The sequence below is a fragment of the Limosilactobacillus walteri genome (genome assembly GCF_014830205.1).
GTDB lineage: Bacteria > Bacillota > Bacilli > Lactobacillales > Lactobacillaceae > Limosilactobacillus > Limosilactobacillus walteri.
The window spans coordinates 88,441-101,676 of sequence record NZ_QORN01000019.1 but is presented as its reverse complement, the minus strand read 5'-3'; the positions used below and the strand labels follow the sequence as shown (position 1 = coordinate 101,676).

14 protein-coding genes are annotated in these 13,236 nt (G+C 37.7%); 1 reads left to right on the top strand and 13 read right to left on the bottom strand.

Annotation, left to right across the window (positions count from 1 at the left end):
- The 6 genes from rnhB to DTK66_RS05735 form a co-directional block, all read right to left on the bottom strand.
- Positions 1–771 carry a ribonuclease HII gene (gene rnhB / locus DTK66_RS05760; RefSeq protein WP_191668052.1) on the bottom strand — a complete coding sequence of 257 codons (771 nt, stop codon included), beginning with the start codon at positions 769–771 and terminating at the stop codon, positions 1–3.
- Positions 764–1,636 carry a ribosome biogenesis GTPase YlqF gene (gene ylqF, locus DTK66_RS05755; RefSeq protein WP_191668051.1) on the bottom strand — a complete coding sequence of 291 codons (873 nt, stop codon included), beginning with the start codon at positions 1,634–1,636 and terminating at the stop codon, positions 764–766. Before ylqF ends, rnhB begins: the two co-directional genes overlap by 8 nt.
- Positions 1,637–1,649: 13 nt before the next feature.
- Positions 1,650–1,871 carry a YozE family protein gene (locus tag DTK66_RS05750; RefSeq protein ID WP_172971284.1) on the bottom strand — a complete coding sequence of 74 codons (222 nt, stop codon included), beginning with the start codon at positions 1,869–1,871 and terminating at the stop codon, positions 1,650–1,652.
- Between the two features lie 18 nt (positions 1,872–1,889).
- On the bottom strand, positions 1,890–2,492 hold the full coding sequence (locus tag DTK66_RS05745) for a YpmS family protein (protein ID WP_191668050.1): 603 nt from the start codon (positions 2,490–2,492) through the stop codon (positions 1,890–1,892).
- Positions 2,493–2,494: 2 nt separating this feature from the next.
- On the bottom strand, positions 2,495–3,421 hold the full coding sequence (locus DTK66_RS05740; protein ID WP_191668049.1) for an SGNH/GDSL hydrolase family protein: 927 nt from the start codon (positions 3,419–3,421) through the stop codon (positions 2,495–2,497).
- Positions 3,422–3,569: 148 nt separating this feature from the next.
- Positions 3,570–4,412, bottom strand: coding sequence for a DegV family protein (locus tag DTK66_RS05735; protein WP_191668048.1), 843 nt, complete (start codon positions 4,410–4,412; stop codon positions 3,570–3,572).
- Positions 4,413–4,590: 178 nt separating this feature from the next.
- On the opposite strand from DTK66_RS05735, the gene trhA reads away from it, so the two are divergent.
- Positions 4,591–5,235: a PAQR family membrane homeostasis protein TrhA gene (gene trhA, locus DTK66_RS05730; RefSeq protein ID WP_153930704.1), complete on the top strand. Its 645-nt coding sequence runs from the start codon at positions 4,591–4,593 to the stop codon at positions 5,233–5,235.
- On the opposite strand, the gene DTK66_RS05725 is transcribed toward trhA, so the two are convergent.
- The 7 genes from DTK66_RS05725 to der all read right to left on the bottom strand — a co-directional run bounded on the left by DTK66_RS05725 (position 5,224) and on the right by der (position 13,154).
- Positions 5,224–5,712, bottom strand: coding sequence for a dihydrofolate reductase (locus tag DTK66_RS05725; RefSeq protein WP_191668047.1), 489 nt, complete (start codon positions 5,710–5,712; stop codon positions 5,224–5,226). The genes trhA and DTK66_RS05725 overlap by 12 nt on opposite strands.
- A gap of 11 nt (positions 5,713–5,723) precedes the next feature.
- Entirely contained in the window at positions 5,724–6,686 is a 963-nt protein-coding gene (locus DTK66_RS05720; protein WP_191668046.1) for a thymidylate synthase, read from the bottom strand.
- Between the two features lie 21 nt (positions 6,687–6,707).
- Complete coding sequence (locus DTK66_RS05715; RefSeq protein WP_191668045.1) at positions 6,708–8,612, bottom strand: ABC-F family ATP-binding cassette domain-containing protein; 1,905 nt, start codon at positions 8,610–8,612, stop codon at positions 6,708–6,710.
- 1 nt (position 8,613) lies between these two features.
- Positions 8,614–9,825 (bottom strand): CCA tRNA nucleotidyltransferase, encoded by a 1,212-nt coding sequence (locus DTK66_RS05710; RefSeq protein ID WP_191668044.1) that lies wholly within the window; start codon positions 9,823–9,825, stop codon positions 8,614–8,616.
- A gap of 135 nt (positions 9,826–9,960) precedes the next feature.
- Entirely contained in the window at positions 9,961–11,226 is a 1,266-nt protein-coding gene (locus DTK66_RS05705) for a tetratricopeptide repeat protein (RefSeq protein WP_191668043.1), read from the bottom strand.
- A 128-nt stretch (positions 11,227–11,354) separates the two neighbouring features.
- Entirely contained in the window at positions 11,355–11,630 is a 276-nt protein-coding gene (locus tag DTK66_RS05700) for an HU family DNA-binding protein (protein WP_003666054.1), read from the bottom strand.
- 210 nt (positions 11,631–11,840) lie between these two features.
- Positions 11,841–13,154: a ribosome biogenesis GTPase Der gene (der, locus tag DTK66_RS05695; RefSeq protein ID WP_191668042.1), complete on the bottom strand. Its 1,314-nt coding sequence runs from the start codon at positions 13,152–13,154 to the stop codon at positions 11,841–11,843.
- Positions 13,155–13,236: the final 82 nt, after the last annotated feature.

The window sequence follows — 13,236 nt, the reverse complement described above, 5'->3', positions numbered from 1 at the left end:
TTAATTTAAATATTTTTGAACGGGACTAAATGAATGACGATGAATCGGACAAGCACCTAATTTTTCAAGGCCTGCTAAATGCTCCTTCGTCCCATATCCCATATTTTGGGCAAAACCATATCCAGGATAGACGTAATCGTAATCGCGCATTAAATGATCCCGGTATTCTTTAGCAACAATACTAGCAGCTGCGACACTAATACTTTTTTGATCTCCTTTAATCAAAGTAGTTTGCGGAATATCAAGTGCTAAAGGAACAGCATCAACAATCAGGTGATCTGGTCGATGGTGAAGCTGGTTAACAGCGCGAATCATAGCATCCTGTGTTGCGGCATAAATATTCAATTTATCAATTGCTGCCCGATCATTCACTGCAATACTTACTTCAACAGCCTCGTTAATAATCTTTAAATAGAGTTTTTCACGTTCATTTCGGCTCAATTGCTTTGAATCAGTTACACCTATTAAGTCAAAATCTGCATTTAAAATGACTGCGCATGTAACAACTGGTCCTGCTAAAGGTCCTCGGCCAACTTCATCCATCCCCGCAACATATTGACAACCATTTTGCCAGTAGTACTCTTCATATTTAAATCTTTTCTTAAAGGCTGCATAGGCTTCCTGCTGACGGGCTAAGCGTCGTTTTAATTGGTCAATTGCTGTTTGAACGCCTTTGCGCGAATCATTAACTAGCAATTGGAGATAAGGATCATCAAGATTTTTTATTGTCTGAAGGTGCGCCTTTATCTGGCTGATCGTTTCTTTACTCATTTAGGCCATCCTCATTTAAATCACCAGGAACTTCAAGAGTAATTGGTCCCAATTTTCCTTTTCGCAAATCAAATATCAATCGCTCACTCGCACGATCATAATCATCACGAAGTCCCATCTTAGCTGTAATGGTTAATAACAAATCAGGATTGGTAACACTTTCGTCTAAATCTGCATCAGTTAAGCGATAACGCTCTTTTAATTTTTCCAGCTGGTGTTGACGTAAGTATTCAAGAGCAAATATAGCCACATCATCTTTGGCATACAAACTATCTTTAATCGCCCCCGATAGTGCTAACATTATTCCCTGCTTAGGAGTTGCAAACTTATGCCATAACACTCCTGGAGTATCTAAAAGCTCCAATTCAGCAGACGATCGCAACCATTGCTGGCCGGTAGTTACTCCAGGCCGATTGCCAGTAGCGGCAACATTTTTCTTTACAAGGTGATTCAATAACGTTGATTTACCGACGTTAGGGACTCCTACACACATGGCTCTTATTGGTCTCTTCTTCATTCCTTTTGCTTGCTCATCGGCAAGCTTGTCATGAAGAATTTCCTTACTTTTAGCAGTAACAATTTTTGCAACATTATTTTGCCGTGAATCAAGGGCCAAAACTGGTTGCCCCTGATCTTTAAAATAAGTCAGCCATTCATTTAGTCTTTGACGATCAGCAAGATCTGTTTTTGTCATAATTAATAGTTTAGGTTTATCTCCCGCTGCTAATGCCACTTCTGGATTTTGTGACGAATATGGAACTCGGGCATCAACTAATTCAAATAAAATATCTACCAGTGTCATCTGCTCGCGAATCTGTCGCAATGCTTTTGCCATATGCCCAGGAAACCACTGGATTGTTGCCATTTTTCTCTCCTCCTTAATTCATTGCATCAATATAACGTTGCCATGCCTCATCAAAAATTGTCATCGACGGTAGATAATCTGCATTTTCTTCTAGATATTTAGATATTTCTTCAAAATCGGTCGATTGTTTGGGAAATGCTGAGTCAAAAAATGCGTTATTGGCAAATTGTTGAACTTCATCTGCACTATTAGGATTTCTCTGTGTCATTAAAAATTGATAAAAACTCATTCGCACTTTGGTGTTCCCCCTATCCTAATGATTATTTGTTGGTACCGTAATGAGGAATTTAAATTGACCTGCTGCCATATTTATCTCTTGAGCAGAATATTTTAAGGAACGATGTTTACTATACCGATTAAGGTCTAATAAAACTGTTTTTTTCGATGGATTAATTGTCACCCATTTAGGAATGTCATAGTTCTTAGCAATATAGCCCATTACAAATTTAATCGGAATATTTAACCGTCCAACGGTTAATCCTTTTGCTCGTAATAAAACATTCCCATCACGCAATCTTTCTGGAATGAAGTTAATTGCAAAACGAACATTAGCTCCTAAAAATTTGGTATTCCCTGTCAGAGTAGCATATTTATCACCAACAATAAAATCATAACGAACTTTTTGTCCCTTTAAAAATTCATTCAAGTAGTTTGCTGCTAATGCATTTACCTGTTTTTTATTTAATTCAACCGTAACTGATGAATCGCTTGGTTTAACCGGTTTAGTAACTGTAATATTAGGAGAAGGTGCTGTAGCTTTATTTATCACTATTCCACAGCCAATAAGGATTACTGCAACTAGACAGAAAAAAGCCCATTTCCACCAATTAATATTTTTCACTTCAGTCTTATTCATCTTTACCTCCTCGTAAATTCCCAACTGTCGTGTTTTTCCATTGATTTAAACAAATAAGTGGCTATTTGATTGTATCCAGCATGATTGGGATGAAAATTATCTTCAGTTGAAATATACCTATTCAAGTTTTGATCCTTATGATTCATAATTTCGATTACCCGCTTTTGACTTACTTTTCCTTGGTTCGCCTTTTTTTCTTCCTTTAATAGTTCCTGGCGTTGACTCTTTGTCTGGTATTGACCATAAGACATCACCTTATTAATATCAACGAAGTACATATGACGATAATTCCCCATTGTATCTTTAGTTACTTGATTCCAGTCACTAATAGACTGATTAATTATCGTTACATCTGGAAAATAGGTATAAAAAGGATTATAGATACTCATTACAAAAATCGGGGCATTGGGATTTTCTTTTCGAACGGCATTAAATAATTTCGTTAGCTTTTGCTGATACGTTTTTTCACCCTTATGAACACTATCGGTAACCTGAGCTTCAGAGTCCATAACGTTCTTCTCAAGGATTTGCATTAAGTCATTTCCACCAACTGTAATTGTAATCACGTCAGCAGTTTGCAAATCTTTTTGTAATTGCGATTGCTGGTTCACCCGGTCAAGAATCTGATCCGACCGATCACCAGTCACTCCATAGTTGACGGTGGTAACGTTGGTCCGCTTATAACGGTGTTCTATTTTATTCTTAATTATTCCAACATAGCCACCATTGTTATCCTCATCTCCTTGGCCGTGAGTAAGAGAATCTCCAAGCGCAACTAACTTGACGTTTTTTTTCTCAACATATTTTGGTGCAACCGACTTAATGTTATTAGTCATCGTCTTAGTTGAATGATTATAGACGTACCATCCTCCACCAATAATCCCAACCATGATCAATCCAACCAATAATAATTGTTTCCACTTTTTCATCTACTGTACCTCATTATTTTAAGAAATAAAGGCTGAGAAAAAACCTCTGCTTTTTCTCAGCCTCGCTAGTTTTACGATTAATTTAGAAATAACGCAATAAGCTAGCTTATGTCCTACAACTACTATGATAGTTATCTTAGCTATTATATTATTCAGTATAGTATAGGAGACAACAAGCTCCCATTCCCGTATGAGTTGCAATAATTGGCACTGTTTCTCTAACTATGACGTCAATATGAGGGTAAAGTTCTTTTAAGTTTGCTAGTAATCGTTCTACTTCTTTACCAGCATCTACATGGGATATACCAATTTTCTTAACTTTAGGCCCTCTCACCATTTCATCAAGAATTTTGCCCCATTCTTTATGAATAGATTTTAAGCCGCGCCCCTTAGACTCGATATGAATTTGACCACCATATACTTGAAGCATAACTTTAATGTTAAGAAGATTTGAAACAGCTCCAGCAAACTTGCTAATTCGTCCTCCAGCAACTAAATTATCAAGGTTATCAATTGCAAGATAGAGTTTAGATTTATTAAGAACTTCTCGCATCTTTGCAATAGCATCATCAACACTGCCCCCGTTTTCAATCACTTCAGCAGCTTCCACAATTTGAAAAGCCATCCCTTGATCTGTTGTCTGAGAATCATAAACAGTAACCTTTGTCTTCGTCATCCCCGCAGCTTGTTCTGCTGCGTGAACTGTTCCACTAATTGATTCCATCATGGTAACACATAATACTTCGCTGCCATCTTCACCTAATTTATCGAATGCATCAACAAATTTACCAATTGGTGGTTGAGATGTCTTAGGTAATGCCTTAGCATTTTGCATCATTGCAGGGAACTGATCATTTGTTATCGTTTCACGTTCAACATATACCGTCCCATCAATCATTACACTTAATGGTATAATTGTAATGTCATACTTTTTTATTTCTTCATCAGTTAATCCAGCCGATGAGTCACAAACAATTTTTATCTTTGCCATGAAACTTACCACTCTTCCTGAACAATTTGTGCTATAATTATCTAGTAATCAAAACTAGATAATCAATTTCAAATACTATTATACTCAATTCTATCTAATTTTGTAAGACTAATTACTATTCATATAGTATACCAAAAATAATTTGAGAATTCATTGGTCTTTAGAAAGGGGTCTTTTGATGAATACAGAAAATAATACTAGGAATCGCAATACCCTTTTAATCGAAATAGGTAATGCTGTTACGCATGGAATTGGCGCCAGTCTATCAATTGCCGGTTTGATTTTATTAATCATTCGAGCAGTTCATACCGGCAGCCCTATGAGAATAGTAACATTTACCATTTACGGTAGTGCGCTAATCCTTTTCTACCTCTCATCAACCTTGTTCCACGCGCTTATTTTTACTCGTGCCAAGCGAGTATTTCAAATTTTAGATCACTCAATGATCTTTGTCCTGATAGCAGCCACTTACACTCCCTATTGTCTTGTTAGTATCGGTGGCTGGCTCGGTTGGACTATTTTCGGTGTTATTTGGGGACTTTCTGTTATTGGAATAGTTTATAAATGCATTTGGCTCAAGCATAAAAGCAAATACTCTACCATTATCTATATTCTAATGGGTTGGCTTTGTTTAGTTGCTTTTATGCCATTATGGCGCGCATTAGGGCCAATCGGCTTTGGTCTATTGTTACTTGGAGGCCTTGCGTTTACAATTGGTGCCCTCTTTTATAGTCGGCCAACTCCATATACACACTTCATTTGGCATATTTTTGTTTTAATCGGAACAATTTTAATGTACTTTTCGATTTTACTATACGTTTAATTGCCACTCCTCAAAGCGACAAACTAGCTGACCAGCCTCATTATAATCTGTTTGTTTAACTAGGTGCCAACGATCATAATCGATCGTTGGCATTTTTGTATCCCCATTAATCTTTCTATTGATAACAGTTCGATATAATTTTGTTGCAAGCGGGAGCAATTGTTTATAAATAGTCGCTCCGCCAATTACATAATATTCAGCATCATGTTCTTGCAGATACTTTGTTAAATCACACAAAGAATGCATAACGATTAGTTCGGAAGTATTAAGTTGGCGGTTAGTTAAAACAATATTTTCTCGTTTAGGCAGTGGTTTATTGCCGAGGGATTCCAAGGTCTTTCGTCCCATAATAATTGGATGTCCTAAAGTTTGACGGCGAAAATGCTTCATATCTGCGGAAACATGCCATGGGATAGCATTTTCTTTGCCAATCCATCCTCCCAAGTCTTCTGCCCATATTAAACTTACTTCACTCATAGCCAGCCCTCCTAAACAGCTACCGGAGCCTTTATTGCTGGTTCAGAAGTATATCCTTCTAATTTAATGTCAGCCATTTCGTACTGATCAATTGGCTTTGGTTCCGCTGGAAGGATTAACTGCGGAGCTGGATGAGGAGTTCGCTCTAACTGTTCTTTTACCTGCTCAAGATGATTTAAATAAATATGAGCATCACCAAGTGTATGAACAAAATCACCAACCCCCAAACCGCATTGATGAGCAATCATATGTGTTAATAAGGCATAACTAGCAATATTAAATGGAACCCCAAGAAAAATATCTGCACTACGCTGATACAATTGGCAGCTTAATTTCCCATCATTGACATAAAATTGAAACATCGTATGGCATGGTGGAAGAGCCATCGAAGGAACATCTTCTGGATTCCAAGCAGAGACAATCATTCGCCGAGAATCTGGTGTTGTTTTAATTTGCTGGATTACATTTGCAATTTGATCGATTGTCTCACCTTGGCTAGTTTGCCATTTCCGCCACTGACTACCATAAACTAATCCTAGGTCGCCATATTTCTTTGCAAATTCATCATCAGTCAAAACACGATCACAAAAGGCCTTTTTTTCTTGAAGATAAACTTTTTTAAATTCAGGATCTTTTAGCCAACGATGCCCAAAGTCTGTCATATCAGGGCCATGGTAGTCGGAACTTTCAACCCATTTTTTAAATGCCCATTCATCCCAAATATGGTTTTTATGTTGAAGAAGAAAGCGAATATTAGTATCACCACGTAAAAACCATAGTAATTCACTTTTTATTAACCCAAATGGTACTTTTTTGGTTGTCAAGATTGGAAAACCTTTATTTAAGTCAAAACGCATCTGGTAACCAAAAACCGATTTAGTCCCCGTCCCAGTCCGGTCATCCTTTTGATGGCCATTTGCTAAAACATAGCGCAGAAGGTTTAAATATTGTTCTTCATTTAAATTTACTGTCATGCCACTTTCTCCTCTTAATTATTATTCATCGACATACGTACTCAAATACTCCCACCGTGCCGTCTTTTTATCAATTTCTGCTTGAACGTCATTTAACTGCTTTTGTAATTTTGCTAATTTATTATAATCACTTGCTGCCTCGGCCATCTGATTTTCTAATTGTTGATGCTGTTGATCAAGCTCATCTAATTCTTCATCAATGTGATCCCATTCCAATTGTTCAGCATAAGTCAGCTTTGTTTTTTCTTTTTTGGGCGGCGTTTCTTTTTGCGGCTTCTTTATATCCACATTTTTATTACTGCTCTCTTTTTTCTTTTCAATTTGTGCTTTTTCAGTAGCTAAATAATCAGTAAACCGTCCCGTATAACGCTGAATATCACCATTCCCACGGAAGATTAATAGGTCATCAGCAACCTTATCTAAAAAGTATCGATCATGAGAAACTGTAATTACCGTCCCAGCAAAGTTATCTAGATAATCCTCTAAAACAGTTAATGTTCCAATATCTAAATCATTTGTCGGTTCGTCTAACAATAGCACATTCGGTTGCTGCATTAAAATCTTCAAAAGATATAGGCGCCGCTTTTCTCCACCGGAAAGCTTACGAATTAAAGTTCCATGCATGAAACGAGGGAATAAAAAGCGTTCTAAAAGTTGCGTAACACTTAACTTATTACCATCTTTATCTGTCACGTTTTCGGCGATTTCAGACAAGAAACTAATCATGCGCTTACTATCATCAATTCCCTCAGTTTGCTGGGTATAGTAACCAAGTTTAACGGTTTCGCCAATTTTAATAACCCCATCATCTAAAGGTACTCGTTGTGCAATCACGTTTAATAAACTAGTTTTCCCAGCACCATTTTCGCCCGTAATTCCAATCCGGTCACCAGCTTGTACTAACCAGTTAAAGTCCTGCAAAATTTGGTGGTTACCAAAACTTAAATTAGCATCCTTAAATTGAATAACATCTTTCCCTAACCGCTGTGAGCCAAGGTTAATTGCAATGTCTTCATCAGTTTTAAGCTTGCCGATTTTGTTCTCAAGTTCGTGGAAACGATTAATTCGTCCCTTTTGCTTGGTTGAGCGAGCTTTGGCACCAGTTCTCATCCACGCCAACTCTTTTTTATATAACTGCTGGTTTTTGCGTTCAGTGTCCTTCGCTAATTCAACTCGTTCTGCCTTTTTTTCGACAAAGGCTTGGTAATTTCCCTCATAGTGATACAGGTTACCAAAAGAAAGTTCCCAAATATGGTTGGTGATTTGGTCGAGAAAATAACGGTCATGCGTTACAACAAGCACCGCTCCTTTATAGCTATTTAAGAAATCTTGGAGCCACACAACCGAATCAAGATCAAGGTGGTTAGTCGGCTCATCTAACAATAATAAGTCGGGGTGCTGAATTAAGACTTGCGCTAAGCCAACCCGCTTTTTCTGACCACCAGAAAGCTCCGAAATATGTTGACTTACATCATTAATTTTAAGTTGGGTTAAAATCGTTTTTACGCGACTATCTGCCTCCCACGCATCCTCTTGATCCATTTTCGCTTGCATTTTGGTATAGTAATCCATTGCCTGAGCGTCTTCCGGATGTTTTGTAAAACGATCTAACGCTACTTCATACTGGCGAATCGTCTCAAAAACCGGTTGTCGACCGTCAAAAACAGCTTCCATAATTGTTTTTTCTTCATCAAGTTCTGGTTGCTGTCTTAAATAACCAATTGTGTAGTCATTGGGCATCGTGATCTGCCCGCCTCCCTCAGGCTTTACTTCACCACTAATCACATTTAAGAGACTGGTTTTGCCGCTCCCATTAACCCCAATCAACCCAATTCGGTCATTCTCGTTAATAATAAACGAAATATTATCAAATAATGTTTTTTCGCCATACGTACTCGTAAGGCCTTCAGCGCGCATCGTCTGCATACTATCCCTCTTTCATTATCTTTTGTGCTTCATTTAATAAAGCTACTGGATCATTGGTAATCTTACCATTTATAACTGTTGTCGTTAGTTGTTGGATAATTTTTCCCATCAAAGGGCCAGGTTTTATTCCTGCTTTGGTGATCAACATCTTTCCGTCAACCGCTAGCTCTTTACTATTCTTAATTGGCAATTGCTGATATGCTGCTTGTAAATCTTTATCCGGAATTGCCCACCCATATAATTTGGCAACCTGATTAGCATCGTGCAATGCTGCCGCCCCAGTCTTAAAGATCGTGACTGGCATTAGACTCCTTTGGCGAATCGCTGTTACTGCCGGAACTATTTTCTTCACTTGTGATATTAAATCATTAGCTGTCTTCCACTTTTTCAAGAACTTATTAATTTCGCCTTGATCTAGTTGAAGCTGAATACATATAACCGCCCATAATTGTGCTTCATTTTCTAACTCCCAGTGATTTAATAACAATAGTGCCGAAAGAACATCTTTTGCATCAGCAAGTCCAGGACAATATTGATACAGCCCAGTCGAAATAAAGTCTTGCAGTCCGGCAACTGGTTTTTGTCCTAACATTAGCTTTTCAAACTCAACCCGAATTCGCTCAACTGCAATTTTAGCTAAAAGCGGGGCATTTTCTTTAATTCCGGTTAGGGTAGGGCCGTCAATAACAAAATTGAGTTTACTTGCAAAACGGACAGCGCGCATCATTCGTAATGCATCTTCATGAAAACGTTCATTAGGGTCACCAACAGCACGAATAAGGTGTTTTTGCAGGTCAGTCAATCCATTAAATAAATCGATAACTTCTCCGTCTTCACGGAGCGCTAACGCATTAATAGTGAAATCCCGTCGTTTAAGATCTTCGCTAAGGGAGCGGACAAAAGTAACCTTATCAGGGCGTCGATAATCTTGATAGCCTGATTCGGTCCTAAATGTTGTGGTCTCATAGCCAGTACCATGGTCTAAAATCATCACTGTGCCATGTTCAATTCCTGTATCAACAGTATGGTTGAAGATTGCCTTAATCTCACTTGGATAAGCACTTGTTGCAATGTCAATGTCATGAATATCATCATGTAAGATAGTGTCACGAACACAACCGCCAACAAAGTATGCTTCATATCCAGCCGCTTCAATTTTTTGTAAAACTGGCCGTGCTGGCTCAAAAATAGCTGGTAATTGTTTTATTTTCATTTAATCAGGTCCCCATTTCGATAATCAAAATAGATTATAGCAAATAAAATTAACACTAAAAAGAGACAGTGAGCTCAAAAGAGATGACATTTTTTATCAACCTTTGATTTCTCCTGTCCCAATTAAAGATATAAATTATTTATAATCTTCGTACTGATCATATAAGTCTTGCATTTCCGTATCAGTTGGTACTAATCGCAAATAGTGTTCCAATTCATCCATGAGTTTATCAGTCTCGCCAGTTTCACGATAATAATTAATCAAATCCTTTAAGAAAGTTGGATTTTCACTATATGCTGGTAAGGCAGCCTCATAGTACTTTCCGGCAAGCTCAAGTTGATCAGTTCGTTGATACGATTGTGCCAGATTCCAATATACCTGTGGATCAATCTCGTCTTCTTTTACCAATGGGCTTAATAATTCAATATTAGTCTTATCATCATGTTGATGAAGTAAAAAGTTGCTATATTGAAGCGTAATTGTCATATTTTCCGGCGCTAATTCATGGGCTTTTGTAAGGTATTTATGCATTAACTTATGGTTTCCTAGATGACTAACAATTTCGGCAGCTAATGAATATAAATATTCATTATATTGATCAACGCCTAATCCTTCTTGAACCACCCGTAACGCTTGCTGGTATTTATTTTCTTTTTCGTACGCTCGCGCTAATTCAGGATAGGCAGAAGCATATTGGTCATCATCATTTATTAGGTCTTCTAAGGTCTTAATTGCCTCCTCGGTCTCACCCAGCTGTAATAAGGTAAGCCCTTTTTGAAAGCGAACGTCACTAGTCTGATATTCAGGCTTTACTTGTTTGAAATAACCGAGTGCCTTTTTAAACTGACCACTTTGGGCATAACAAATACCAAGGCGCCCAGCAATATCTACTTTTGCAAAATCCGTGTACCCGTTTTTAATTAATTGGAAATAATACTGAATTGCATCGGCAAATTGCCCAACCATGAAATAGAACTCTCCCAGTGCAAATTCAACTGCCGGCTCATCCGGTGCTAATGCATATGCTTCTTTAAGTTTTTCCTCAGTAACTTCAAATTCTTCTTCTGTTTGGTACAAGTCCGCTGCTACAAGCAACGCCTGCACGTATGCTGGCGAATTAGGCTTAATTTGTGCTAAATAAGACAAAGCTTCATCATTATGCCCCTCATCGATTGCAATTGTTGCCAAATTAGTCTTGAGCTCATCTTCATCAGGATAACGCTCCAATAATTTCAAATAAATTGTTCGTGCTTGTTGCAAAAAGCCCAATGCGTACAACTCTTCCGCCAGACTAAATAACATATCATCATCATCATTTATTAGTGCCAGCTTGAATGAATTTTGGGCTTCTTTTAATTTACCTGCTTCTAATTGATCAATCATTTGTTCTGAGTAGGTCATTTTTTTGCCCTCCTTTTATTGTCATTTTAAATATATCACAGTCTTCTAGTTTAAGCATTGAACTTGGTTTTAAAAGAAAAAAGACCATAGTAACTTTACTATGATCTTTTTTATATTTAACTGTTAAATTATTTAACAGCATCCTTTAAAGCTTTACCAGGCTTGAATGCTGGTACCTTGCTTGCAGGAATGTTGATTTCTTCTCCAGTTTGTGGGTTGCGGCCCTTACGTGCAGCACGTTGACGTACTTCGAAGTTACCGAAGCCAATCAATTGAACCTTTTCACCCTTAGCTAAAGATGCTTGAATTGAACTGAAAACAGCATCTACAGCTGCAGTAGCATCCTTCTTGGTTAAGCCAGTTGCAGTAGCAACATTGCTTACTAATTCTGCTTTGTTTGCCATGTTGTTTCACCTCCCACAATTAACGAGAGCCTCAAACTCACGTCAGTGAATGTTAATTTTGAGTGGTCCAAAATTAACGAAATAATTACGAGAAGTTCGTATCATTTCATTGTTAAGATTAGCATAGAGAAAGCCTGCTGGCAAGCGGTTTTCTTAACTTCTACCCGCATTTTTAATGTTTTTTCATTTTATTGGAATTTCTCTAACATTTTATTGCCGTTGACGCTTAATCAAGTGAATTGGCGTTCCTGAAAAGTCGAATGCCTTTCTAATCTGATTTTCTAAATAACGCTCATAAGAAAAATGCATTAATTCAGGATCGTTTACAAAGATAACAAATGTTGGTGGTTCAGTTGCTACTTGTGTTCCGTAATATACACGCAACCGGCGTCCATTTTGCGTTGGCGTTGGGTTAGCCGCAATTGCATCCATTAAGACATCATTTAAGACTGAAGATTGAATCCGCTGACGATGATGGTCATACACTTCTTCAATTAACGCTGGTAATTGATTTAATCGTTGCTTGGTTTTAGCCGAAACAAAAATTATCGGCGCATAACTAAGATATTGGAATTCTTGTCTAATTAAATTTGTAAAGTCAGTCATTGTACGGTGGTCTTTTTCTTTAAGTGTATCCCACTTATTAACAACGATGATAACGCCACAACCAGCTTCATGCGCATATCCCGCAATATGCTTATCAAGTTCACGAATGCCCTCTTCTGCATTTAAGACAACCAAAACTACATCACTGTCATCAATAGCTCTCATTGAGCGCATTAATGAGTAACGTTCAGTATTTTCATATATCTTTCCTTTTTTGCGGATACCAGCAGTGTCAACCATTGTAAATTCTTGACCGTCATTTGTCTTAAATTTAGTATTAATCGCATCACGGGTTGTTCCGGCCACATTAGAAACAATGACCCGATTTTCACCCAAAATAGCATTTACAAGCGATGACTTTCCAACATTGGGGCGACCGATAAAACTAAAGTGAATACTATTATCGTCCTCATTTGCTGCATTATCTGGAAAACGTTTAATGACAGCATCTAATAGGTCACCCATCCCGATTCCATGAACACTGGAAACAGCATATGGCTCACCTAATCCAAGTGAATAATAATCATAAATATCACTACGTCTTTCTGGATTATCAACCTTATTAACAGCAAGAACTACTGGTTTATTTGACCGATATAAGATACGTGCTACCTGTTCATCAGCATCAGTAACACCATTTTCCACGTCTACTACAAAAATAATCACGTCAGCCTCATCAATTGCAATTTCTGCTTGTTGACGAATTTGAGTTAAGAGGGGTTGATCTGAGATCTCAATTCCCCCTGTATCGATCATACTAAAATGTTTGCCTAACCATTCCGCATGGGCATAAATTCGGTCACGAGTAACCCCAGGAGTATTTTCAACAATTGAAATTCTTTCTCCTGCAATACGATTAAAGAGTGTTGATTTACCAACATTTGGTCGACCAACTACTGCGACGATTGGATTAGCCAATCTTTCCACCTTCTTTCGTTTTATTTTAAAAATGATTAAAGAGGAAGCAACAATATTGTCACTTCCCCCTTAAAAGATAATT

Excerpts from the sequence above, each read along its gene's own strand:
- rnhB (WP_191668052.1), bottom strand. The coding sequence starts at position 771 with ATGAGTAAAGAAACGATCAGCCAGATAAAGGCGCACCTTCAGACAATA.
- ylqF (WP_191668051.1), bottom strand. The coding sequence starts at position 1,636 with ATGGCAACAATCCAGTGGTTTCCTGGGCATATGGCAAAAGCATTGCGA.
- DTK66_RS05745 (WP_191668050.1), bottom strand. The coding sequence starts at position 2,492 with ATGAATAAGACTGAAGTGAAAAATATTAATTGGTGGAAATGGGCTTTT.
- DTK66_RS05740 (WP_191668049.1), bottom strand. The coding sequence starts at position 3,421 with ATGAAAAAGTGGAAACAATTATTATTGGTTGGATTGATCATGGTTGGG.
- DTK66_RS05735 (WP_191668048.1), bottom strand. The coding sequence starts at position 4,412 with ATGGCAAAGATAAAAATTGTTTGTGACTCATCGGCTGGATTAACTGAT.
- trhA (WP_153930704.1), top strand. The coding sequence starts at position 4,591 with ATGAATACAGAAAATAATACTAGGAATCGCAATACCCTTTTAATCGAA.
- DTK66_RS05725 (WP_191668047.1), bottom strand. The coding sequence starts at position 5,712 with ATGAGTGAAGTAAGTTTAATATGGGCAGAAGACTTGGGAGGATGGATT.
- DTK66_RS05720 (WP_191668046.1), bottom strand. The coding sequence starts at position 6,686 with ATGACAGTAAATTTAAATGAAGAACAATATTTAAACCTTCTGCGCTAT.
- DTK66_RS05715 (WP_191668045.1), bottom strand. The coding sequence starts at position 8,612 with ATGCAGACGATGCGCGCTGAAGGCCTTACGAGTACGTATGGCGAAAAA.
- DTK66_RS05710 (WP_191668044.1), bottom strand. The coding sequence starts at position 9,825 with ATGAAAATAAAACAATTACCAGCTATTTTTGAGCCAGCACGGCCAGTT.
- DTK66_RS05705 (WP_191668043.1), bottom strand. The coding sequence starts at position 11,226 with ATGACCTACTCAGAACAAATGATTGATCAATTAGAAGCAGGTAAATTA.
- DTK66_RS05700 (WP_003666054.1), bottom strand. The coding sequence starts at position 11,630 with ATGGCAAACAAAGCAGAATTAGTAAGCAATGTTGCTACTGCAACTGGC.